Origin of the sequence: Chitinophaga sancti (assembly GCF_034424315.1) — a bacterium.
In the GTDB taxonomy this organism is placed as follows: domain Bacteria; phylum Bacteroidota; class Bacteroidia; order Chitinophagales; family Chitinophagaceae; genus Chitinophaga; species Chitinophaga sancti.
Window position 1 is genome coordinate 8,142,546 of the sequence record NZ_CP139972.1, and the last position, 25,357, is coordinate 8,167,902.

The 25,357-nt window shown below is 43.1% G+C and carries 15 protein-coding genes; 11 read left to right on the plus strand and 4 right to left on the minus strand.

Annotated features, from left to right (window positions below; genetic code table 11):
* Nucleotides 1-27: 27 nt before the first annotated feature.
* The 8 genes from U0033_RS32055 (at nt 28) to U0033_RS32090 (ending at nt 13,338) form a co-directional block, all read left to right on the plus strand.
* On the plus strand, nt 28-1,635 hold the full coding sequence (locus U0033_RS32055) for a hypothetical protein (protein WP_143150799.1): 1,608 nt from the start codon (nt 28-30) through the stop codon (nt 1,633-1,635).
* 4 nt (nt 1,636-1,639) lie between these two features.
* Nucleotides 1,640-10,003 (plus strand): RHS repeat protein, encoded by an 8,364-nt coding sequence (locus U0033_RS32060; protein WP_072363095.1) that lies wholly within the window; start codon nt 1,640-1,642, stop codon nt 10,001-10,003.
* 138 nt (nt 10,004-10,141) lie between these two features.
* The gene (locus U0033_RS32065) at nt 10,142-10,612 is read left to right on the plus strand and encodes a hypothetical protein (RefSeq protein WP_177318649.1); all 471 of its coding nucleotides are present in this window, start codon (nt 10,142-10,144) and stop codon (nt 10,610-10,612) included.
* Nucleotides 10,613-10,949: 337 nt separating this feature from the next.
* Nucleotides 10,950-11,243 (plus strand): hypothetical protein, encoded by a 294-nt coding sequence (locus tag U0033_RS32070; protein WP_072363093.1) that lies wholly within the window; start codon nt 10,950-10,952, stop codon nt 11,241-11,243.
* A 117-nt stretch (nt 11,244-11,360) separates the two neighbouring features.
* Nucleotides 11,361-11,510, plus strand: coding sequence for a hypothetical protein (locus U0033_RS32075; protein ID WP_177318648.1), 150 nt, complete (start codon nt 11,361-11,363; stop codon nt 11,508-11,510).
* Nucleotides 11,497-12,084, plus strand: a complete 588-nt coding sequence (locus U0033_RS32080) for a YdeI/OmpD-associated family protein (RefSeq protein ID WP_072363092.1) — start codon at nt 11,497-11,499, stop codon at nt 12,082-12,084. Before U0033_RS32075 ends, U0033_RS32080 begins: the two co-directional genes overlap by 14 nt.
* A 75-nt stretch (nt 12,085-12,159) precedes the next feature.
* Complete coding sequence (locus U0033_RS32085; RefSeq protein WP_072363091.1) at nt 12,160-12,351, plus strand: hypothetical protein; 192 nt, start codon at nt 12,160-12,162, stop codon at nt 12,349-12,351.
* A gap of 30 nt (nt 12,352-12,381) precedes the next feature.
* Entirely contained in the window at nt 12,382-13,338 is a 957-nt protein-coding gene (locus U0033_RS32090; RefSeq protein ID WP_072363090.1) for a family 43 glycosylhydrolase, read from the plus strand.
* Between the two features lie 63 nt (nt 13,339-13,401).
* Here the strand turns inward: U0033_RS32090 and U0033_RS32095 are convergent, their stop codons facing one another.
* A complete protein-coding gene (locus tag U0033_RS32095) occupies nt 13,402-13,941 on the minus strand; it encodes a hypothetical protein (protein WP_072363089.1) in 540 nt (179 codons plus the stop codon).
* A 228-nt stretch (nt 13,942-14,169) separates the two neighbouring features.
* Here U0033_RS32095 and dusB point away from each other — a divergent pair, with 228 nt between their 5' ends.
* Nucleotides 14,170-15,207: a tRNA dihydrouridine synthase DusB gene (gene dusB / locus U0033_RS32100; protein ID WP_072363088.1), complete on the plus strand. Its 1,038-nt coding sequence runs from the start codon at nt 14,170-14,172 to the stop codon at nt 15,205-15,207.
* Nucleotides 15,208-15,219: 12 nt separating this feature from the next.
* On the opposite strand, the gene U0033_RS32105 is transcribed toward dusB, so the two are convergent.
* On the minus strand, nt 15,220-15,942 hold the full coding sequence (locus tag U0033_RS32105; protein ID WP_072363087.1) for a protein phosphatase 2C domain-containing protein: 723 nt from the start codon (nt 15,940-15,942) through the stop codon (nt 15,220-15,222).
* Nucleotides 15,943-16,153: 211 nt separating this feature from the next.
* Here U0033_RS32105 and U0033_RS32110 point away from each other — a divergent pair, with 211 nt between their 5' ends.
* The gene (locus tag U0033_RS32110; RefSeq protein WP_177318647.1) at nt 16,154-17,275 is read left to right on the plus strand and encodes a Fic family protein; all 1,122 of its coding nucleotides are present in this window, start codon (nt 16,154-16,156) and stop codon (nt 17,273-17,275) included.
* Nucleotides 17,276-17,409: 134 nt separating this feature from the next.
* Here the strand turns inward: U0033_RS32110 and U0033_RS32115 are convergent, their stop codons facing one another.
* A complete protein-coding gene (locus tag U0033_RS32115; protein ID WP_072363086.1) occupies nt 17,410-22,023 on the minus strand; it encodes an alpha-L-arabinofuranosidase C-terminal domain-containing protein in 4,614 nt (1,537 codons plus the stop codon).
* 87 nt (nt 22,024-22,110) lie between these two features.
* Between U0033_RS32115 and U0033_RS32120 the strand changes: the two genes are divergently transcribed.
* A complete protein-coding gene (locus U0033_RS32120) occupies nt 22,111-22,632 on the plus strand; it encodes an exonuclease domain-containing protein (protein WP_072363085.1) in 522 nt (173 codons plus the stop codon).
* 47 nt (nt 22,633-22,679) lie between these two features.
* On the opposite strand, the gene U0033_RS32125 is transcribed toward U0033_RS32120, so the two are convergent.
* Nucleotides 22,680-25,355 (minus strand): TonB-dependent receptor, encoded by a 2,676-nt coding sequence (locus U0033_RS32125; protein WP_072363084.1) that lies wholly within the window; start codon nt 25,353-25,355, stop codon nt 22,680-22,682.
* Nucleotides 25,356-25,357: the final 2 nt, after the last annotated feature.

Sequence of the window (25,357 nt, forward strand, 5' to 3'; positions counted from 1 at the left end):
TCATTCTTAACACTTCCTCTTAAACATATGAAACGATATATCCTTATAATGATCTATAGTTGTTCCATACTGGCAGGCACGAACCTTTACGGACAAACCTCCTGTACCTGCGACTGCCTTAGACCAATGTTCGACTACCTGATCAAATACAACCGTCTCTATACTTCAGAGACAGATCATATTACCCTTGCATCTCTTCTAAGAGATGCAAGGATTGCCGGTTACGATGTCTCTTACACAAGATGCCCCATCTTAAGAAAGAACATCAATAAGTATTTCTACGCCACTTCAAAAGATTCTATCATGGCGGGTTATACTTCCAGGATCGGAGATTGCGAAGTCAATATCACCGCTACCAGCGCAATTGATTTCAGGAACCTGGCAGGTAGTTCCTGCTCCGGTGGCGGAGATAAGGTCAATTACCTGGTCTCAGGTAGCAGTGCAACAGCCACGCTATCTATTGGCAATTGTTATACCTGCACAGCACAAGCTTCAGCACTGTGTTATAGTGCAGTAACCGATACCAGTGTAAATGCTTATACGTATGGACTGGCGGGTAACTGGCGGCCTTCAAAAACATATGTATACTACGGAAACCGTGCAGAGTCCCTGCCAACGACCCCAGTTGCCACGAGGACCGGAGGTACAATATCAGGTTTTGCACTATTCTGGCAAGCTGTCAATAAAAAATGGACAGCTCAGCAGGATACGAGCCGTTGGATTTGGAATAGTCAAACTACACTCTACAATAAAAAAGGAACCGAACTCGAAACAAAAGATCCTTTAAACCGCTATACTGCCGGGTTATACGGTTACCAGGACGCCATGATGATTGCAGCCACTCAAAATGCACATTACAGAGAAGCCACTTATGAGGGCTTTGAAGACTATTATTATGGTATGCCAGCCTGTTCTGATGAAGGTTGTGCGACTGGCAGAAACCTTGACTTTTCTGGATTTAAATCCTGGATTATTAAAGATACTGCACATACCGGCAGGTATAGCCTGCGTGTACCCGCAGGGGCAGTAGTTGGTATCAGCGCAGCCATTGTACAGACAGATAGCTCCTCTATGGGTCTCTTTTTTAACACAGGAACTAATCCTTGTGCAAATGCAAATACCGTATTGAAAAGCATAAGAGCCACTCAGAATGCATTGCTGCCTGTTTTCTCTCCAATAGCAGGTAAACAGATAGTCGTGAGTTGCTGGATAAAGGAAGCACAGCAATGCACAGGAGAGAAGTATGTAAACAACCGTCTTAGCATATTCGTAAAAGGAGCAACCGCTACAGATACCATTATTGCCAAACCCAGTGGTGCTATCATTGAAGGATGGCAGCGTTATGAGCAGGTGGTAAGTTTGCCCTCAGGAAGTACCCAGTTGTCCCTCTACCTGGAATCGCTGAATGAAACAACCGTATTCCTGGACGATCTCCGCATTCACCCCTACAATGCGAATATGAGATCCTTTGTGTACGATCCTGGAAATCTAAGGCTGATGGCCGAACTGGATGAAAATAATTACGCCACCCTCTATGAATATGATGATGACGGTACATTGGTCCGCCAAAAGAAAGAAACAGAGAGAGGAATAAAAACAATTTCAGAAAACAGGAATTCCCTGTTAAAAGAATAGCCCTATGCGACAACTATTAAAGAAATATAAAGGCATCTTTTACCTGTTGTCATTATTGCTGATAATAGCGATAAACAGCCATGCCCAGTCAGTTCAGGCCATCAGATCATCGCTGGATAGCAGCAAGATTGCCGTGAATAATTCCATTGATGTAACAGACACCACTTATTTTAGTTCGACTAAGCAACCTAAGCTGGATTTACCCTATAGTGTGAAGAATGTTGTTACATTAAAGATCAACGAATATTCCAAACTCTATCTGCCTCCCACTTTTTCAGCTTCAGTAAAAGTAAGGATTACCTATGCAATAACAGACTCTAAAACAGATACTATTTCGCAGACGCTGACCATTAACTATGCAGCAAATGATCCTTATACCAGCAGGTCCAGCTTTGTGTTCAGCAATTCACACCAGGTAAAAGTTGAAGTACTGAGTGTAAATGTTACTGCAGAGAAAGATATTCTTCCTGCATTGACGCTGGAAAATGAAATGTATGTGAAAGTAGCCTATAAAATGACTTGTACAGATGCAGTGGACAGCGTGAAAGACCTGGGTGTCACCGATGGCGGAGATGAGCTTATAGTGAGTTGGAAACCGGTAGGAGGAGCCGATGATTATGACCTTGAATGGACCCATATAGACAGTACTGCGTTGTATAGATATGGTACACCACTGGATACGGAAGCGCTGTTCCGAAACAATGCTACCCGTGTAACGATTACTGATCGTACCTATAATATTCCCCTGATATTTGATGCACCGGGTGTTGTTTTCTACAGGGTAAGGGCTGTACAGGAAAGGGCTAACAATGTGCGGATGGAAACAGTGTGGAGTTCTAAGTACCCCGCAGGACTTGGCAGGTTCAGCTTTGGGGGACACGAAGGTAAACTCAACTGGCAATCTGCCGTCAGCTATGCAGAAGAGGGAAATCGAAAAGTTGTCGTCAATTATTTGGATGGTAGCTTACACAGCCGGCAGACAGTTACAAAGGATAATAGTACGAAGACCGCGTTAGTTGCAGAAACGATGTACGATTACCAGGGGCGTCCTGCGATCCAGGTAATGCCTGCGCCTACATTAGTGAATGCTGTAAAATACTTTAAAGAATTTAATAATGCTGCCAATGGGGCCGAATATGATAAAAGCCTATACGATTCGATGACGGTGGGTGTTCCTGCCATGTCTTCTTTGTCAGGTGCTAATATGTATTATTCTCCCAACAACCCTGATACTGCTACCCGGGCGAACCGGTTTCTGCCAAATGCAAATGGCTATGCATTTACACAAACGGAATATACACAGGATAACACAGGTAGGATCAGCAGGCAGAGTGGGGTTGGTGATGTGTTTAAATTAGGCAGTAATCATGAGACCCGATATTTGTACGGTACGCCAGGGCAAGAGGAACTGGATCTTTTATTTGGTACTGATGTCGGAGATAAAACCCACTATTTTAAGAATTCTGTTCAGGATGCAAATGGTCAGATTTCAGTGGGCTATGTCGATATGCATGGTCGCACAATAGCAACAGCATTGGCCGGAACACCAGATAGTGCTGATTTGTCAGCATTACCCGGAGTGACGGCGCTTTCTTATATAGATACATTGTCTGGCGCGGGTCGGAATGTGGTCAAGGACCTGACCCTGGAAAGTACTCAAAGTCAACTGGTACCAATTGAGGCACTTTATACATTCCGCTACAAGCTTGACACACCCTCTGTAAGAATACAAGCCTGTCCATCTGCGCCTATTGTTAAGTATCCGGTATTGTATGACCTTGAAATAACGATCACAGATGATGCAAATAACAGCCGTTTACCAGACAGTGTAGCATATGTGAAGGTATTTCACAATTATACACCAGGTTCCGATCCTGTAGCCAACATAAAAGCAAAGAGTATTGATACTTCTTTTTCAATACAATTAAAAAAAGGCAGCTACCAAATCACCAAACGGTTGATTGTAAATAGTGATGCACTCGCTTATTATCGCGATAATATTTACATGACAAATGCAGTCTGTAAGACATTGAATGATTTTATTAATGAGCAGCGATACCTGCAGTCTACCACAGAATGTTTGCCTTCCTGCCAGGCTTGTTTAGTGAAAATTGGTACCTGGGATAGTTACCGGGCAAATTATATGAGCCTTAATAAGGTGAAGGATACAACCGCCAGTCGGGGTACCGCCTGGGTTGCATATGAAGTGGCGGTTGAGGCATGTAATGCGTTATGTGATAGTACTTCGCAAACTTCAGATGTTTTAAAGCAGATGTTGCAGGATGTGACTGCTCCATCCGGACAATATGCAAGGCCGGACAGCCTGAGTATTTATTCAATCTTCTATACAGATGGAATCCCTAACACAAAACAGGTTCCGTACCAGGATTCTTTGCTTGTATACCTGGATGCAAATGGAAAAAGAGACACGGTGTATGATGAGCAAAGTGGTGCATGGGTGATTCCTCAGAAACTTACAGCACAACAGTTTGGCGCAAAGTTTAAGCCTTCCTGGGCGAATGTACTGTTGAAGTATCATCCTGAATATTGTAAGTACCTGACTTATCTTAAGTTTAAGGAAAGTTATGACTGGGATGATAAGTTCTTAAGAACGGATCTTTATTACCAGGCAAATAATTCCGGTTATTTAAATCCTTTAGGTGATGAGGCATACAATTATTTTACAACGGTTGCTGCTAAGACAGATCCAATTACGAAGAATGCCAATATTACAAATGCGTTGAGGCAGGTAATGGCCAGCTATCCGGACAAATCCACGGGTGTTAGTATTTACACAACGGCGGTTGTTCGGCTGAAATGCCCTGCCGATGGGGCTTGTATCAGTGCAAACAAAACGCCCCAGCAGGCATTTGGTGGATTGGCCTGTAGCGCTGACTATGATATGGCATGGCGTACTTTCAGAGAGCTTTATCTGACAGCGAAGCACAACCTGATCGATGCAGAAATTGATGCAGCGCTTTGTCCAGGTATTAGAAGCGTTTCCTCTGATGAATTAATAAAGGCTGGATTCCAGACAGTTTTCAATACAGCGTCAAAAATACTAAATATTAAAGCCCCATCTTACCTGGGAACTGATACGGCTAAGGCCAAAACTGCTATTCGTGCGGAAAGAGACTCTTCATATGCACAGAACTGCCGCGCATATATTGCTGACTGGATTAGCAAATTGTCTCCATGTATAGAGGTAAATACCTTGACTAATACGATCATACCGAGACTGGTAGAGGTATGTAAACAAGGATCTGATGAGAACCATCCACTTGGGGCCAGCTCAGTGGCACCGGCAAGTACTTATAAGTATAGGAGTTTTCAGGATGTATTGGATGAATATTATAAATCCAGTAATAATGTAGTGCCTTATAGTTGTAATTCCTACCTCATAACAGCCCCGGCTCCTTATGATCAGCCGGCACCATTATATGATGTTACTTTATATGGCAAGCCGGATACATGCCTTTGCACAAAGCTGAATTCATTGCGGAGTGAATATGTAAATAATAGCACTTCAGATATAAAAGATACTTCATTTGCAGCGTATCTGAAACGTGCAAAGGGTATCAGCATGTCACAGAACGACCTGGAATTATTATTAAACTCCTGTAATGGCGGGGGCACTTGTGTGAGCCTTTCCAGTCCTGTTAATATTCCGCCAGCGATGCAGTGTAATGCTGGAAGCCTTTGTGTAACATGTTCAGCTATCGGTATATTAAACAGGGAGTATAATCGCAAATATCCTGACTGTGGGCCCAAAAAATCAGATGATAGTGTGCAGCTGCTGAAGAACCAGTTGTTTGAAAACTATATGAACGTAAAGTTGGGTTTCAGGAAACATTACTGGGAGTACCTGGAATTTATGGAAACCTGTGGTGTGGATACGATGGAGATGAATATGTATAGTTCTTCAAGAAATACATATCCTGCCGGCACACTGTTTACAGACTCAACAAGCTGTCAGAAATATCAGAAGATTGTGGCGGATTTCAAGGCATTACATCCTGCCTCTCAGGGAGATTTCTTCGTGGTCACTAAAAAAGTACCATTGACTTCTGTTGCACATATCTTTGATGATGGCTCAACGGCATTAAATTCGACCAGCTCATTGGCCGCAGGAATAGTGCTTAAAGGAGGAACGCGGAGTGTATTGCGAGATCACTTGAACTTTAACTGGTCTATTATCGCAAGAGATGCGTTAATTAGTTCTGCTACGTTAAGTTTGTATGCCAGGGTCGGAAAGGATCTTATTTCTCCGGGAGGGGTGATTAGCAGAACAACACAGTACGATATTTCTTCAGGAAATGCTTCCAATGCGCATAGAAATGAGTCAGCTAATTTAATATATGGCTATTTTGAACGGGCTACAGATTCATTGTTGGACAATATAAGTATCTGGAGTAAAGGTGCTGGGTCTGTATCATATAACCACCTTGCGGTTGGTGCTTTCCCTGTCGGCTATAGTAATAGTAATTATATTAACCAGACATGTACAGAACTGATTAAAGATGTGTTCAGCAGGTATGTTGGTTATAATAATCAGGGTTTGATATTTAAGCTGAGCAATGAGGATACAAGCAGTTATAAGAACATTGTGTTTTGGGGTAAGACGGATTCGGCAGCAGCGACACCTGCATATTTGACTGTTACTTATACAGCCAGTCGTTGCGAAGAGTTTACGGCTTATTTTAATGAGAGAACGGGAAGTACCGGGAAGGCTACTGATGTAAATGCAGTTTATTATAAAGCTTGTGGAACATTCCCTGGCATTTGTGATCCGGGATTTGAGCCGACGAATGGTCCGATGTTATGTGGCAAGGAGTCAGCCATCTTTGCTTCTGTACCTGATATGATCAGCAATTGTTCAGATAGTGCATTCTTTGTTTATAGTAAAGGGTACGAGATCTACAATGCTTATAGGGATTCTTTAAGGAATAATTTTGATAAGGTTTATCGCGATACTGCGATTGCTGGTGGACAAAGGGAGTTGTATACGCTGGGGTATAATACGAGTGAGTATCATTATACTTTGTATTATTATGATCAGGCGGGCAATTTAACAAGAACGATTCCTCCGGCGGGTGTGGTGACAGATAGGAGCGCTGGCTGGAAAGCGAAGCTGGCTGCAGCGAGGGCTGCTGGTATAAGTTGTGTGCCTGGGCATCAGATGGCGACAGAGTATAGGTATAATACGCTGAACCAGTTAGTTTCAAAGAAAACGCCGGATGATAGTGTGACGAATTACTGGTATGATAAGTTGGGAAGGATGGTTGTTTCTCAGAATGTGAAACAGTCTTTAACGAAGAATTATAGTTATACCAATTTTGATGCCTTAGGCAGAGTCGTTGAGGTAGGTGAAATTAGCAGTAGCACACCGATGACGGGTATGATCAGCAGAAATGAACAGAGTCTGGCCAATTGGTTAAGCGCAGCAGCAAGTACCCGTACGCAGATCGTAAGTACTAATTATGATATCGCCTATAATGGGATTGATAGCTTGCCAATAACACCGAAGAATTTAAGGAACAGGGTAGCATGGAGTGGATATTATAATACAGCATCTGATATTCCTACCAGGAAATTTGCGAATGCCTCATTCTATTCTTATGATATACATGGCAGTGTAGATACACTGCTTCAGTTTTATAAGGAAGGCCCGATGTATACCTACTACAACAGGTTTAAGAAAATGGTGTACCAATATGACCTGATTAGTGGGAAAGTTAACTTGGTAGCTTATCAGCCGGGACAAAAGGATGCTTTCTATCATCGTTACAGTTATGATTCAGAGAATCGTCTTACGAATGTCGAGACCAGTCAGGATAGTATCTATTGGGAAAAAGATGCCTATTATGAATACTATAAGCATGGTCCATTGGCGCGTGTGGTGATAGGGCAGCAGCAGGTCCAGGGGATAGATTATGCTTATACATTGCAGGGATGGCTGAAGGGTATCAATAGTACAGCATTGACTCCATCATTTGATATAGGGCGCGATGGCGTGAGTGGTAGCATTGTTGCCAGGGATGCATTTGGATTTAGTCTGCATTACTTTGGTAACAGAGATTATTCACCGATTAGTGGTGCAGTGAAACCGTTTGCTGCGGCAGTGGGGAATAGCCCTTTATTTAATGGCAATATTTCTGCCATCAGTCAAAAGGTATCTACAATAGTTACGCCACTGGAATATACTTATTCTTATGATGTGCTTAATCGTATTACGGGGATGGTCGCTAATAAGGGCCTTGATAGTTTATCTAATTCCTGGACGAATGCTTTTGCAGCCCTGCCTGATTTTAAAGAGAAGATCACGTATGATGGTAATGGGAATATCATGACTTATAAGCGTAATGGTAATAAGACCTTTGCGGGTGCTCCCCTGGGCATGGATAGTCTGACTTACTATTACCGTCCGGGCACCAATAAGCTGAGTTATATTGTAGATTCTGTGAGATGGGGTAATTATGGAAACGATATTGATAATCAGCTTGCAGATAATTATCAATATGATAGTATTGGTAATATGGTGTCTGACAGACGGGCCGGGGTGGATAGTATTAAATGGACTGTTTATGGCAAGATATCTAAAATATACAAACATGACAGTACCGCTCTTTTTTATACCTATGATGCAGCAGGTAACCGGATAAGTAAGACGTTTGTAAGTAAGGCGAAGGATACAACGCAAACCTTGTATGTACGTGATGCGGCAGGCAATGTCATGAGTGTTTATGCGTACAAGGATACGGCGGTTAATAAAGGTCAGTTAAGTCAGATTGAAACTCATTTATATGGTTCAGGCAGGTTAGGTATGACGACCCTGGCGATCAATGTGCAGGATCAGTCACCGCAAGCGGTAACGATCATGACGGGGTTGGGTAATGGGAAAAATATTAACTTTATCAGAGGTAAGAAGTTCTTTGAGTTAGCGAATCATTTGGGTAATGTACTTGCTACGGTATCGGATAAGAAGATTGGTGTATCTGCGAATAATTTGACGATAGATTCTTATAATCCGGTCATCGTGTCAGCCCAGGAGTATTATCCTTTTGGGATGTTGATGCCGGGTAGAGGTGGGCATATTGGAGCTGGCAGGAATGTGGCGGGTACGACGGTGGTAATGAATGGGGATACGGTTCCGGCTGTATTGACAGTTACTCAGCGGACGGCTAATTTGCCGGGTACTTATAAGGCAACGCAGGTGATAAGTTTTGAAGATGGGTTTGCAAGTGGGGATAGTGATGTGTTTACGACGGAGTTAGTGGATCAGGGGAGTACGGATTTGGGTACGGAGAGTGGGGTGAGTTATGGGATAGATGCTAGGGGGTATAGGTATGGGTTTAATGGGAAGGAGAATGATAATGAGGTGAAGGGTGAGGGGAATTTTTTAGATTATGGAGCTAGAATTTATGATCCTCGAATTGCGCGTTGGTTGAGTCCTGATCCCATCCGGAAAAAATATCCTGCTTCGAGTCCATTTGTTTCTTCTATGAATAGTCCTCTCAAATTGGCCGATGTTGATGGTGACGATGTTATCGTTACGATTGTAAAAAATTCTATAACATTTAGTTCTACAATTTATATTACAGGGCCAGGTGCTTTTGACGTTGCTAAAAATGCAAATGATAAGTACGAGGAATTCTCAAAGATGAGTCTACAAAACAGAACCTATAAGGATATAGATGGTACTATATATAACGTTCAAATACAGATGAATTTTGTTGCCGTAAATCCTGACGATCCTAACGATCCAAATTATGTAAATTATAGGAGTACGCTTAAAGACCCTGTTGGAGGCTCTGGTAACAATATCTTAAATTTAACGAATAATGAGGCAAACTTGATTAACGGCCGGGCAAATGCTGGGCATCCAGCGTCTGATAGTTATGCACCTACCAAGGAGGAATTCCCTGCGGCATATGGCGTTCCGCAAGCTAGATATACAAAAGGAGTTGGAAATATGGCATACTTAAATGCAAAGGTATCTGCCACAAAAAATGGCTTGATTTCTATCCATGAAACGTTTCATAACCTGGGTTTGGGAGATAGATATATGGACAATGTACATTACATGTTTACCTATTGTGCTGATGGTAAGGAGAAAACTGAAGTTTTACCTTTGATGACAGTAGCCCAAGAAGGCTTTGAAAACGATATGATGATTACAGGATTACAATTTTCGCAAGAACATATCGACAATTTGTCAAAAAGTGCTCTGTATTTAAGTAAAATTAGAGGTAATAAATTCGTGATGTTTCGAGCCGTTGATAACGTTAAAGTGACTGATAAGGAACGGGCTCCGAAAATATTTAATGCTGGTAACACCGTTTACAAATTGGCTGAAAAGAAACCATAAAAAGCTAAGTAAACAATAGTTGACTTAAAAGTAAATGTTATGTATAGAGTATTTTTTTCACTAATATTTATGATGTTTACAACACCATGTTATTCACAGAAAGAGAATGGGTCGATGATCTTGAAAATAGATGGTTATATGATTGATTTCAGTGGACAAATGATTTTTCAACCTTGTGATAGTGATACCACCGACCTTTTTGAATCTTTAGATGGCACATCTTTTAATATCTGGTGTAATCAGATAACCGATAGGCTATGCGAGTCATTTGATGGATTGGGTGACACTATCTGGGTGGATTATTCAACCTCCAAAGATGCCAATATTAATTATGGGTATATCAGGTATTTTCATTGTATGATAAAGATTGCACTGAATTTTATAGGCGAAAACCCAAATGATTTTAGAATATATGATGTGCCAAAATATGAGATAATCGAAGAAGATAAGAGATACCCGATTTTGGGGTTTTATGTAAGAGGATTTTTAAAGGAAGTTATACCAACTGATCGCCAATTGTTACTAAAGATGTATAAGTTTTACGATGAAAATAATTATACAGTGCCACCTTTATTAGATAGCATCGTAAATCAAAAAATTCTTAGGTAGGGATAGCCCTTTTTGATATACAGGGAACCAATTTTTTTGTTTAGTGTATGTTTAAAAATTTGAGGGTCTAATATTAAGAAAGTACGAATCGATCAATTAGTTTGGATTTGCCACAAAACAAACTATGAGAACCAAGTTCACATTATTGACCGATTCGCACTGGAAAAGTATAGAATATATATTAACGAGCAAAAGGAAGCGTAAATATTGCCTTCGTACTATCTTCAATGCTATTTTATGGATTTGTAGAACAGGTAGTCAATGACGTAATCTAGGTAGTGATTTCCCCTACTGGCAGATAGTTTACTACTATTTTAGTAAATGGAAAAATAATGGTGTGCTGGAACAGGTGATGTTAAAATTGGTAAGAAAGGAAAGAATAGGTCAGGAACACCATTACGCTCCATCAGTAAGTGCTATTGATAGCCAAAGCATAAAGAAAAGTGCCTTTGTAAGTATAGAAACCGGCATTGATGAAGGTAAGCATATCAATGGACGAAAAAGACATCTTGCTGTTGATAGTGTACATCATTATTCAATAGGCGGAAGTATCCATACGATTGCTTTAACGAATTATATCATCATCGCTGGAGTATTGAATACGCGTATAAGTTATTCAAATGCAGAGTAGGAATGGAAGTATTCTCCAGAAAAACGGCCAGAGCAGTGAGGTTGGATTTAAGCCACCATCAATGGGATGTAAACAACTTTAGCCTTAACTAAACAACATTGATTTTAAACTAATAAAATGAAGACGAACAAGAGTATTATATTAAGATCCTGGAGCTGGTTAAAGGAAGATGTAGGGGCATGCATCCCCTGGTCCGGCAAACCCGTGAACAGCAGTAATAAGTTTCTGTATTATATTTACACAAATAACACGTATGGCTCCCATTAACACCCCAGATGAATTCTTCGCTCACCTTTCCCAATGGAAAGATGAACTCCTTACACTCCGCACAATCCTCCTCAAAACCGGCCTGGAAGAGACTTTCAAATGGGGCAAACCCACTTACACCTCCAATGGTAAGAACATCGTAGGCATCAGTGATTTCAAATCCTACTGCGGCCTCTGGTTTTTCCAGGGTGCACTGCTGGAAGATAAGGCCAAAGTGCTGATCAACGCACAGGAAGGTACCAAGGCCATGCGCTCCATGCGCTTTGCATCTATAAAAGAGATCGATGAAAAACTCATCAAAGCCTACGTGGCAGAAGCGGTCGCAAACGAAGCCAGCGGAATTAAAATTACTGCCGATAAAAACAAACCACTTATCATTCCGGAAGAATTGCAAAACTTATTAGATACCTACCCCACTCTCAAAGAGAAATTCGCCGCATTCAATAAAACTAATCAAAGAGATTTCGCAGAATACATCGCCACCGCAAAACAGGAAAAGACCAGGCAAACCAGGTTAGAAAAAGTTCATACCTACATAGAGCAGGGCATTGGCTTGCATGATAAATACAAATAACCTGTATTGGAAATTATGACAAGGATAATGAGGCGAATTGTGCACTTTGCGCTATATATAAAGTAGCACAGGAAGATGGAAAACTGGTGGTATAGTGATTATTATAGCCCTGTTAATCAACAGCGAGGATTTGAGTCATTGAGACAATTGGCGATCAATAGCGAAGGAGACGTAGTAGTGGTAGGCGTAGCCAGTAGCAGGGCTACGATCCTTAGTCATGATCTTGCTGTAACAAAAGAATATTTCCCGCTTAGTTATTATAATTAATTATATTTGTCTTACTGACATTTATAACCCATGAAACACATTCTTACCTGTATCCTGCTGATACTTGGATCTGCCCTGCATGCGCAGATCCATCCCGGCGCTCCCTGGCCTGATAACAATGGCAATCATATCCAGGCACACGGTGGCGGCATTATCAAAATCAAAGATACCTACTACTGGTATGGTGAAGAAAGACGCCAGGGATTGGACACTGCTTTACGCTATGTAAGTTGTTATGCCAGCAAAGACCTGATGCACTGGACATTCAAAGGGGATGTGTTGAAATTATCTGATCCTGAACAGCTTGGACATCACTGGGTATTGGAAAGACCTAAAGTATACTACAATAAGAAATCCAGGAAGTACGTGATGTACTTCCACCTCGATAGCCGTGACTATAAATTCGCCCGTGTAGGGATTGCCGTGAGCAATCAACCAGATGGCAATTACACTTATGTAAAAAGCTTCCGGCCGCTGGGATTTGAAAGCCGTGATATCGGGCAGTTCATTGATGATGATGGCACAGCCTATATCGTGTTTGAAGACAGGCCCAATGGCTTCCACATTGCGAAGTTGTCAGACGACTATATGACAGTAGAGAAGGATATGAGCCTGGTGAAAGCACCGATGGAAGGTGGCGCGATTGTGCATTACAAAGGATTATATTATTCAATTGGTTCCCGCCTGACAGGTTGGGATCCGAATCCCAATAAATATGCTACGGCTCCTACATTGGAAGGACCCTGGACAGCGTTCAAGGATATAGCACCCCCGGAAAAAAGGACCTATGGTTCACAATCTACGATGCTCTTAAAAGTAGATACTACTATTATTTTCATGGGCGATATCTGGAAACCAAAGGAGCAATGGAATTCTGCCTACCTGTGGATGCCTTTGCAGATAGGTGATGGAAAACTCTTCCTGCCTGAGCCTGCGCCCTGGACAATAGACGTAAAAACAGGGGCCTGGAAAAAACTGGATGAGTAGCCCCGTATCCACATGCAAATGGATAGGAAATTGTAAATATTAAATAGGGAAAAAACTAACAGCTTACTCCAGTGGCAACTCCCGCACGGTCTCATTACCCGGCAAATCCACCGCCACCACTATCACCCTGCCTCCTGCGGGGCGCGAAGTCGTTTTATAATACCAATCCACTCCGTTCCGGCCTAATACGGCTTTCCCTCTTTCTTTAATAACGCCATCGGCATCCACTACCCGTACCTCCACTTCCGCTATCCGGAATTCATCCTTCACGGTCACCACCACGGTCTCCTCTTCCAGCACAATATTCTGAATCTCTGGCGACCTGTAAGCATCCTTCACCGCCATATTATAGGCATTCTGCCCTGGCCCTGTCAGTGATTTATAGTAAGCCTTCAGCTCCGGATCCTGGATGATCACCCTCGCATACGCCGCCGCTACCTTCATCTTATACCTCGCTTCCAGCTGTTTTAAGGTAGGTGGTTTGGTGGATGGGCCGCGTTTCTTCGCCATAATAATCTGCCCATTCCTTTCGTAAATAGTGATTTGATCGCCCAGGGTACCCCGGACTACCTGTAATAAAACATTGTCTAACACTAAAGCCATAGGATGCTATTTTGAGATTAACACTATTAATGTACAGTATTCGCTCTGTTTACAGTCCGGCTTTTATACTAATTGAGTATTGCTACTACACTTTATTTACATTGTAAGGTCACTTTAATATCAATTGGATATTGAAGTGACCTTATCCTTACCTTAGAGTACCCTCATAATATAGGTAAAGCAGTAGTATCCGATACTATTCTTACCTTTGCTCCTCTTATTTTCAATATGGTTAAGATCGATCAAATAGTGTTGCCGGATTTTCCCTTATTGCTTGCGCCCATGGAAGACGTAAGCGATCCGCCGTTTCGGGTGGTTTGTAAGGAGAATGGTGCCGACCTGGTGTATACGGAGTTCATTTCCAGTGAGGGATTGGTGAAGGATACGGAAAAATGCCGTCGCCGGCTGACCATATTTGGAGAAGAGCGGCCTGTAGGGGTGCAGATCTTTGGCGGGGATGAAGACAAGCTTGCCATGGCGGCGAGAATTGTGGATATGACACAGCCTGACCTGCTGGATATCAATTTTGGCTGCCCGATAAAGGGGATTGTGAATAGAGGAGCCGGATCGGGGGTATTGAAGAATATCGACCTCATGGTGCGTCTTACCGAAGCCTGTGTAAAAGCTACGCACCTGCCCGTGACGGTCAAAACCAGGTTAGGCTGGGATGAAGATTCAAAGAATATAGAAGTAGTCGCAGAGCGCCTACAGGATGTTGGGATTAAAGCCCTGGCGATCCATGGCAGAACGCGGTGCCAGTTATATAAAGGCCAGGCGAACTGGGATCTGATTGGTAAAGTGAAGAATAATCCCCGGATTAAGATCCCGATTTTTGGGAATGGGGATATTGATAGTCCGGAGAAGGCACTGGCGTATAAAAATCGATATGGCATAGATGGGATTATGATTGGCCGTGCGGCGATTGGGTATCCATGGATTTTTAGAGAAGTAAGGCATTATATCAATACCGGTGAGTTGCTGCCCGGGCCGAACCTGGCGGAGCGAGTGGCAGCATGTAAGCTGCAGTTAAGTAAGTCGATTGAATGGAGAGGTGCCCAGATGGGGATCTTTGCCATGCGTAAGCATATGACGACTTATCTGAAGGGGTTGCCGGAGTTCCAGGAATTCAGGAAGCGCCTGGTTTCTGCTGTTGTACATGAAGAGATAGAGCAGGTACTGGATGAGATCCTGCTGGCATATGATGGGTTTGAGTTTGAGAACAAACCGATTGAGCTGGTGAATTATCATGAGAATTGTGCGCTGTAACTGGGGGCGCCATTAGCCTGGAGAGCCTTCGTCATTCGCATGACGCACCCGGATAATCGCTACATCGTCTGTAGGCCGCAGGCCAACCTGGTGTTCCAGGTATTTTAGTTTTTTTTCTAATACTCCGCTATCAAATAGTAGATATGCTATCGGGTCTAAGTCCGTTTCTCCTCCTTCCAGTGCCATGAAGGAGCTAATACCATCTGTCGAAATACTGAGATCTTTAAAGCTCGCAACATTCATGATCGCCTGCTTCGTATACCAAGTTTCAAAGTCTTCCTGCAAATGATAGCCCAGGTAATCAGGCCTATTATCCTGCTCAAATATTGTAACCTCACCATCTATACTTACTACACCATCTCCGACTATCAGCCCTGTGCCGGCATTGTGATCCAGTAAAAATACAATGATCGTCGTTAGCATTTCTCTTTGCTCCAGTTGCAGTTGGTTTTTGAGGAGTTTTAGTTCTTGAAATAACTGCTGGATGATGTGCTTTAATTGTTCTGATAAAGATAAGCGGGATGGCTGTATGAATTCAAGGTAATGCCGTTCTTTTACGATCTTTCTCAATAATTTCCCCACCATGGTAGCAATGAAATAACTATCGGTTCCCATGGTACAACCATCCATGACTGCGCATAGTAATCTGTTTGTACCGATGTTGTCATGGAATAAGTAATCTTCGCAGTTTTGTAAGTGGTAAGCGCCTATTTGAAGGGTAGAATCAATGTGCATAGGTTATTGCGCAAAGGTAAAGCTTTTTATTTGAAGGGATTAGTTGTTCCCAGACTAAAAAATTACTTTTTGAGCTGGATCACATTGTTTGACTGAGCCTTTTAAGGTGAAGTGTAAATTCAATTGTATTATTTCATTCTACGCAAAAAATGCGTAGAATATTTCCTCATGCGGAGATTATAGCTTATATTCGACGCAAATATTGCGAAGAATGAGTGCTATATATCTCCATCAACTAAAAGGATGGCCGAATTTTCAATGGAACAATGACGCACTGGCAGGTATTCTTGGAGATGTACGTTTCAGGCAGGGGCGATTATTGGGCAGTATGGAAGGACTGGGATTTAATTTACAGGACGAAGCCACTTTAGAAACCCTTACACTCGATGTTCTAAAATCCAGTGAAATAGAAGGCGAAATCCTCAATCATGACCAGGTCCGCTCCTCAATCGCCCGGCGTTTGGGAATTGAAGTGGCTGGATTAATACCTGCTGACAGAAACGTAGAAGGTATTGTGGAGATGATGCTGGACGCCACCCAACGCTATGACAGGATATTGACTGCCGACCGCCTTTTTGGATGGCAGGCCTCCATGTTTCCTACAGGTTTCAGCGGCATGTATAAGATTGTAGTAGGCTGCTGGCGAAATAACGCTAAAGATGATCCGATGCAGGTCGTTTCCGGAGGTATGGGCCGTGAGAAGGTGCATTTCCAGGCACCTGATTCGGATAAACTGGACAATGAAATGAGCCAGTTTCTTCATTGGTTTAATGCTGAAAACACAATTGATCCTATCATAAAAGCAGCTGTTGCACATCTATGGTTTGTTACCATCCATCCCTTTGACGATGGTAATGGTCGCATAGCCCGTGCTATCACCGATATGCAGCTAACGAGGGCAGATGAGACTCCACGCAGGTTTTATAGTATGTCAGCTCAGATCAGGATAGAACGAAATGGCTATTATGCCATATTGGAAAGTACGCAAAAAGGTACTTTAGATATCACTGAATGGATAGAATGGTTTATCAATTGTCTGGGGCGTGCATTAAATGCTACTGAACTCACATTGGCAGGTGTTATTAAAAAGGCGCGGTTTTGGAACAATTCCCAAACACAGGATTTAAATAGCCGGCAGAAAATGATGCTCAATAAATTATTAGATGGATTTGAGGGCAAATTTACTTCTTCCAAATGGGGGAAAATTGCAAAGTGCTCTCAGGATACCGCTGTTCGGGATATTCAAGACCTGATAGACCGGAACATCCTGGTAAAAGATGGATCAGGAGGGAGGAGTACCGGATATTTGCTTAGTGAAGAAATTCTTAAATAGTTCAAAAAAAGGTAGTATCGAAAGTAAAATGTTTTTTAGCACTCATTTCATAATTAGGTATGTTAATATTGATTATCAATTGAAAATACCTATTATGAAATGAGTGCTGATTACTGCTAATACCAGTGCTTATTTTAATGTGCTTTTATCCTGATCACATTGATAGAATTAGCCTTTAACAACACCTTCATCGAATCCCCCATCACTGTCGATGCCACATATTGCACCGGCGTCTCCATACTATTCTCAGCACCTCCATCTGCACTAATGGTACTGATAGACAACATATGCCTGCCACCTGTTTCCAATTTTAAATCTGTTAATACAGAAGTCGGATACCCATTCACCGCTTTTACAATGATATCTCCATTGGCGGCCTTTCCTGCTATACTATAAAACTGCTGTGGAGGTATATATGTCATGATCAGCGTATCATTCAGATAGCATTTCACCGTATCCTTACCTACTGCCAATTTCACATCATACCAGCGCCCTGTCTCCAATGGATGCAGGTTCTTTTGATCAGTAATTCCCGCGACTTCATACCCATTCGTCACACTCTCAAACACGCAATGACTATTCCAGTAAGAACCAATATGCGCCCGTAAATAGGTATTACTATCCAATACTGCAAAAGGAATCATGAAAGCATTGACGCCGCCTGTCTTCCGGGCTTTTAATTCCAATGTATATGTATCAAATGTATGCCCTTTTAAAACAGCTAATTGCTGTGCACCTTCGGCTGTCTGGGCAATTACGCCATCTGAAACTTTCCAGGCTCCTCGTGGAAAAGCCCATTCTGAAAGCGGATACGCCTGCCCGTTTACTTTGATATCTTTGAATTCAGCTTCGGTATCCCAGGTGCCTAAGCCGATACCACCAGGAAATAATGCCTGGTCATGATCTGCTGAAATCCGCAAGGTAGAAGGTATATTGTAATCTGCTTTATTATCTGCCAGTAATTTAATCGCATAATAGGAAATTCGCGCATAATTCCGCGCCGCATCAAAGTGAATTAAATTCACAGGCCAGTCTACATCGTGTTCGTTGACTAACAGTGGCGCGTAAGAAGACATCTTTACCAGGTCAGCATTCTTCTCCATGCTGAGTACGTAAATCGCATCACTGACTGCCGCCTGCATATTACCGGTGCCGACACCGGAATTGGTCGCGTATTCTCCAACATACATATCCCAGTCGCCACGTTTGTATTTATCAAAATGATCGAAGTTCCGCATGCTCCAATAAGCATCTTTGTAGGCATGCTCATCTACCCGCTGTACATGTTTCATGCTATCTAATGTATGCCTGTTCACATCACTTATACCCATGCTGGCCAGGATAATAATAGCAGGGTATTTTGCGTGGATCGCATCATAAAAGAGATTATAGCGACGGGCATATACCGGGCCATGCTGTTCATTGCCTACTTCTACATATTTCAAAGGAAATGGTGCCGGGTGACCATTTTCCGCACGCAATGCACCCCATTTAGAGCTTACAGGATCTGTGGCGTATGCTATTGCATCTAATGCATCCTGGATGTAAGGAGCTAACAATGAATCGGGAACAGATGTACCACTGCGGTATTCACAGGAAGTGCCCGCATTGAATACAAACAGGGCATCCGCATGGATGTCTTCACAGAACTGTAAGTATTCATGATAACCAAAACCATCACTGCTCCAATATCCCCAGGGGCTGAATGTGCCAGGACGATCTTCTAATTTCCCGATGGTGTTTTTCCAGTTAGGTGCGCTTTCGATAGTGATCCCTTCTACAAAACAACCACCAGGCCACCTTACAAATGAAGGATGCAGGCTATCTATCAAAGTGGCAATGTCATTACGTAATCCATTAGGGCGATTGTGAAATGTTTTAGTGGGAAATAAGGAAACGAAGTCTATATAAGCAGTGCCTTTGTCTTTAAATTCTAAGACCAGTTTTGCGTTAGATGCTGTACTACCTGGTACAAATACACATTCATATTTTTTCCAGTCACCACCGGGTGCCAAAAAGTTGCGGGTATCCAGGATCCGATCTCCTTCTTTCAATCTTGCAGCAACACTTCCCTTATATCCTCTCAGGTAAAAAGATAGTTGATAGCTTTCACCTGCTTTTACGGCAATTCCCCAGAACCCTTCATTGCTAAGTACCGCAGGAGATTGCAGACGCAATGAATGAGGAGATGCCGGAGATAAAGGATGATCGGTGCTTAAACTTGCTATTCCTGAATTACGTCCGTCTTTTAATGTTGCCGGCTGAGAAGCACGCTGCATTCCGGAAGAATGTGCCGATCCTGAAAAACTTGCAGCTGTCGATTCCTCTTCTCCCGAAACCGAAACTGTCCACGCCGGCCACTCACTCTTATAAGGCCATTCCATCTTCCACTCCGTAGGCGGGGCCTCCAGCATACCATTCACCAATCGCGTACCCGCCGGTATCCGGCTCTCCTCAAAACCCCTGTTCTGGATCATCTCCGCATACAAGCCTCCCTCGCCCGCATGACTGATCTCCTCGAAAAAGATCCCATGCAATGTTGCAGGTACCGCACTACCCGGAACATTATTTTTAATAGTAATCTCTGCACTGAGCGCCGGCGTCACCTTTATTAACCTTACTCCATGCGGAGGTATTCTTGCACGATAGGTATCTTTAAATATTCCCTCATCCTGCTGCCGCCATACATTTCGTACTAATGAAGATTCCTTCAAAGCAACTGCTACTTCCCGATACACCGTATCCAGGTTAAAGAGTCCAATTGCCCGGCTACCATCTGCCAATTCTTTTACCCATATATTATCACTCACTCTCTGCGCCTGCTTCCCCAATGTATCCTGGTCAATCGCTATCACCTCATCATTCGTCAGCAAATTTAGTGTGAAACTATCCAGCTTACTTATATCACAACCAATCAACAAGGGCGCTGATAATAAACTCCACAAACTCACATGCGTATACTGCTCATCAGGCGTCAACCTTGACGGATGCAAACTCTCGCCCCAACCCACCTGACCTACTATCATCATATCCGGATCATTCCACTTACCCGGCCCTGCAAAAGACGCCAATGGCCCCTGGCTAAATCCAATATTATATAAGCTCTCCCAGGTATCGTCGATGTCCTCTGTGGTTCGCCAGCTTTGCGCCCCTACTGTATGCCCCCATTCCCATACCCGTTTCATCCCATACTGGCAAAGATTATACACTATATCACGGGATTGAGCCGCCAGCGCATCCTGCATTACCTTAAACGGATATACGTAAGCAGCCAGCGAAGTATCTGTCTGCACATAACTACACCAGTCATATTTTAAGTAGTCCACCCCCCACGCTCCATATGCATTTGCATCTGCCACCTCATGCTGATAAGAACCCAGGAAGCCTCCACAGGTCAGTGGGCCAGGGGAGGAGTAGATGCCATATTTCAAACCATGCCCATGCAACCATGCACCTAGTGATTTCATATCGCTGAACTTCTCATTCGGCGATAAACTCCCATCCGCATTGCGTGCTGCCGCCTGCCAGCCATCGTCTATATTGATATACGACCAGCCATGATCTGCCAGGCCTTTATCTATCAATGCCTGTGCAGAGCTTTTGACTTTTTCTTCGCTGACACTCACTCCCCAGCAGTTCCAGCTATTCCAGCCCATAGGTGGGGTGAGTTGTAAAAGTGAATCGACTTTTATCAACAAGTTTTTATTGGTAGTACCATGCGCATTGGACACTTGTATATCGAGGTAATACCTGCCTTTCGCCGCAATGCTCCCCTTTATAATATTCCCTTCCTGCACCAGGCCAACAGGCAATCCTGTTACCTTATAAGATAAAGGTGCTTCGCCCGTAGCCGCTATTCTAAACAATATAGGATGACCCGGACGTGCACCTAACACTGGTGCATTATTAATTTTTGGAAATACACTACCAGCCGGCGTTTGGATATAAGGTACTATTATCTGCCCGGAAGTTTTTAGCCCCGTTACTTTTTCCTGGAACGTATACTTGAATACAATGCCATCCTTTTGCGGAACATTAAAAGAAAACACTTTTTCTTCAAATGGTGCCAGCTTGTACACGCCTGATATTTTTTGAATTTCTTTTCCCTCGTCTGCAATTTCATAACTAAATGTACCGTCTACACGTACACCAAAATTATTTTTAATCTTTCCCAAACTTACACTCAGCCCATCCACTTTTTCCAGCATATCCACAAAAGGCTGACCCATAAAGATGCCCCCGGTTCCTCCACCATCATACACCTTCACTGCTATCACATTTTCCTGCCCCCACTTTATCGCCGGATGATTCACCGGCAGATGATATGACCGCACATTCGGCCACTTCGTTACATAGCCTCCCGGATCCTCCGGCATATTGCCCGTTTTCCCAATCTGTATCCCGTTCAGATACGTCACATCACAATCATTCACATGCGCCAGGAAAATCCTTAAACTATCTTTCCAATGGCCTGTTTTCTGCAGGCGAACATGAAACCGGTACCAGGCATATCCATGATAATCAGGATACCCCTGTTCCTGCCATACCTTGCCCGCTACCATCTCCTTCCATGAATGGTCGTTCAAGGATGGCGAAGACAAATCTTCGGCAGCTTCACTTGTTTTGAACTTTGCAGCAGAGAGCATTACAGCCCCGGGGTGCTGGGCAAAAAGGTGCTGGGGCAAAAGTGATTGCCCTAAAAATGGAAGGGCGTAAAACAGCAAAAAGAGGCGCAGGTATCTGGTCATACCGCAATTTAAGCAGCCTGCCATTTTGTGAGTTTACACATTTTGCCGTATCTTGCGCAGATTTTAGTAAAATTAAATTGTAACCCCATGCCTTACATTATGGTAGACATCGAGAGCGATGGCCCTATACCCGGAGATTTCTCCATGATTTCATTCGGTGCCGTTCTCGTAAATGAACAATTAGACCAGACCTTCTATGGTCAGTTAGCCCCCATTTCAGACAACTACATTCCCGAAGCCCTCGCCGTATCCGGATTTAGCAGGGAAGAGACGAAGACTTTTGATGATGCGAAAACAGTGATGACTGCATTCATGAACTGGATTGATAGTGTGTGTGGTAAAGACCGTCCTATCCTGATCAGTGATAACAATGGCTTTGATAGCATGTTCATTGCCTGGTATTTCCATCACTTTGTTGGTGTCAATCCATTCGGTCACAGCTCACAGAATTTGGGTAGTCTTTTCAAAGGAATGGAAAAGGATATGTTTAAGAATTTCAAACATCTGCGCGTGACGAAACATACACATCACCCGGTGGATGATGCGAAAGGGAATGCGGAGGCACTGCTGGTTATGAAGAAGACAATGGGTTTAAAGATCAGACTTTGATTGGAAAAGACTAAGCTGGTGGAGGATGCTAACATCCTCGGCCCAACTTAAAACTGCGGCACCGGCCGCCCTCCAAACTGGCTGATGTTATACGTAAACATAAGCAGCGCATACCTGCCTCTCGTTTGCGTCCATGAATCAACCACACTTGTCGCCCCTACACTCCTGCTAGCCCCGGATTGCTGATTCAACAAATCTTTCACCGACACACTCAATTGCCCCGCTTTCTTCTTTAAGAATCGATACCGCAAACTCGGAGATAAATACGGAAAATCTGGCTGATAATTGCTAGGCAGGCTGCTGTTGTAATTGTAATACACAGACAGTCCGCCTTCCCAATCATTTATTCCATATTCCACTCTGCCATTTAACCCCGTATTAAAATAAGATGTATTCAATCCCACTGATGTAGACATCGTATTATACCCGGGAGAAATACCCAACTCCATATCCAGTCCTTTTTTGTCATTATAGTTCCAGTTGCAACCCGCATTCACATACAATGAACGACTATCATTCCGCACATTATTACTCAATACCGGGTTCTTCGAATAAGTAACGTTACCTGATATATTAAAACTGGATCTACCTGTTGTAGGTGGTAATGACATATTCACCATCAGCATCGTTTGCTGCTGCCCTTCGATATTCACCGGCTTACTTACTCTCGCGCCATTACTCAGTAGTGTCGTTGCCGTTCCTATACTATGTGAAACAATACTCTGCATCAATGTTACAGACATCATCCGCATGCCCGTCATCCTGATCAATGAGAGATTTATATTATGGGTATAAGGTTGCTGCAGATCAGGATTCCCCTCCATAATGAAAAGCGAATCCGTCGTCATCGTCACGGGTTGTAATTGCTGGATCATCACCTGATTTGGTTTGCCATTGTAGGTCAGCTGTAAAGTATTGCTCATTGCCGGACTATAACTAAATGAGAATTGCGGCAACATATTTACATAGTGCTTTGACAAACTTGAATGATTTGTTTTGTTCTCCCCATGCAGCCAGTCACTTTCTATTCCCATACCCGCCACCAGGTTGAAATTGTTTATTGTCTTTGATACATTTGCCTGCAAAGACCCGGCATGATAGATATTCCCATAGGTATTACTCTGCGTGGTATCTAGCTGGTCAAAATGCCCGCTTGCCTCATTGTATTTAAGCGTCCTGTATTTATTATTATCCTTACTGAATGTGTAACCAGCCTGTGCCTGCAAACTGAATTTATTTCCCAATGGCAGACTGTAACTGCTATTGGAATTGATATTCAGTGACTGGTTATTGCTTTTATTCTGCTGATGAATTGCCTTGCTATAAGTAGCATATTTCGTCTCACTGTTATTCGTTGATACCGATTCATTGTCACTGTTCCTGATATTTATGGTAGACATGAACCTTTCTCCTATTCTTTTAAAACTATGCGACAGGTTCATATTCGTTCCAATGGAAGTATTGGTACCCGTACTATTATTGCTGCCTGTTGTCTGGTAAGTTTGTACGCCCGTTTTCTCAAATTGTTGCGAGGCCTGTTGGGTAGAGTTATTCTCTGTTTTATTGATGCCGAAAGACGGACTCATTACAAAGAAGGTTTTCCCCCCTCTTCCTGTATTCAGGTTACCATTAAACTGGTGGCTGTAATTATTCATCACACCTGTTGATACCTGGTCCTGGATCGTAGAGGAGTCATTCGGGTAAATGTTCAGCGCATGTGAGCGGGAGGATGATTCATTTCGTATACCCGTAGAAAGTGCATTTGCCGAAAACCCGATTTGCTTATTCCTGTTATCCCGGTAAGTGGCCGCGCCATTCAGCAATCGTTGTTTCCCACTCCCCACGGCGACTGCATCCATTCCCATTCTTTCTCTTTCCACATTGCCCAGGTCTCCCATTACTGAATACTGTTGTCCGCCATTCATCCTGTTTATATCGCCTGTCAGCGTATAGGTGTCAGCGGTACCTATACCTGCACCTCCTTTTCCAAATGTACCTTTCCGCTTATTCGCCTGTAACACGATATTTAATGTTCTCGGACCGTTAGGTGATTTGCTCAGTGAATCCGTCTTATATACCTGGATCTTCTTTACAATCTCTGCAGGCAGGTGTGAAAGTGCCATTTGCTTATCTCCGGTAAAGAAAGGTTCGCCATCTACTGTTAACTGGTCGATCGCAATTCCATTGACGGTCATTGTACCATCGTTATTGATCTGGATCCCGGGCAGTAACTGTACGAGTTTTGCCAGCTCCGCATAAGGCCGGGTAGGGAAGCGGCTGGCATTAAATTCCAGGGTATCCTTTTTGATCACCATCGGCGGCTCCGCTACCACAAGGGTATCCAGGGTCCTTGCAGAGAGGAACATATAAATGGTATCCAGGTTCAGCAAAGGATGCCGTGCATCTAAACTAATTGTTCTGCGCACCGGTGCCAGCCCGGAAAACGAAATATGAATCGTATAATCACCATAAGGTATATTATCGCAACTAAATCCCCCGGTCGCATCAGAGAACACAGATTTCTGCGCCGCAGTTCCTTTCAGTAGTGTGATGTAAGCATCCTTCAGCGTTATGTGTGTGATGGTATCAGCGAGCTGTCCATATACCTTACCCGTCTTTTGAGCAATAGCAGGCACAGAGACTGACAGTAACAGGTACAGCAGAATATTCTTTAATGATGGCATCCAGGTTAAATGGTTGGGTTTGATCGTAAAATTAATCATTT

Bases quoted from the DNA above. Each gene is read 5' to 3' on its own strand.
- U0033_RS32110 (WP_177318647.1), top strand. From the start codon at position 16,154: ATGAGTGCTATATATCTCCATCAACTAAAAGGATGGCCGAATTTTCAA.
- U0033_RS32090 (WP_072363090.1), top strand. From the start codon at position 12,382: ATGAAACACATTCTTACCTGTATCCTGCTGATACTTGGATCTGCCCTG.
- U0033_RS32095 (WP_072363089.1), bottom strand. From the start codon at position 13,941: ATGGCTTTAGTGTTAGACAATGTTTTATTACAGGTAGTCCGGGGTACC.
- U0033_RS32055 (WP_143150799.1), top strand. From the start codon at position 28: ATGAAACGATATATCCTTATAATGATCTATAGTTGTTCCATACTGGCA.
- U0033_RS32105 (WP_072363087.1), bottom strand. From the start codon at position 15,942: ATGCACATTGATTCTACCCTTCAAATAGGCGCTTACCACTTACAAAAC.
- U0033_RS32085 (WP_072363091.1), top strand. From the start codon at position 12,160: ATGGAAAACTGGTGGTATAGTGATTATTATAGCCCTGTTAATCAACAG.
- U0033_RS32115 (WP_072363086.1), bottom strand. From the start codon at position 22,023: ATGACCAGATACCTGCGCCTCTTTTTGCTGTTTTACGCCCTTCCATTT.
- U0033_RS32080 (WP_072363092.1), top strand. From the start codon at position 11,497: ATGGCTCCCATTAACACCCCAGATGAATTCTTCGCTCACCTTTCCCAA.
- U0033_RS32075 (WP_177318648.1), top strand. From the start codon at position 11,361: ATGAAGACGAACAAGAGTATTATATTAAGATCCTGGAGCTGGTTAAAG.
- U0033_RS32060 (WP_072363095.1), top strand. From the start codon at position 1,640: ATGCGACAACTATTAAAGAAATATAAAGGCATCTTTTACCTGTTGTCA.
- U0033_RS32065 (WP_177318649.1), top strand. From the start codon at position 10,142: ATGATTGATTTCAGTGGACAAATGATTTTTCAACCTTGTGATAGTGAT.
- U0033_RS32120 (WP_072363085.1), top strand. From the start codon at position 22,111: ATGCCTTACATTATGGTAGACATCGAGAGCGATGGCCCTATACCCGGA.
- U0033_RS32125 (WP_072363084.1), bottom strand. From the start codon at position 25,355: ATGATTAATTTTACGATCAAACCCAACCATTTAACCTGGATGCCATCA.
- dusB (WP_072363088.1), top strand. From the start codon at position 14,170: ATGGTTAAGATCGATCAAATAGTGTTGCCGGATTTTCCCTTATTGCTT.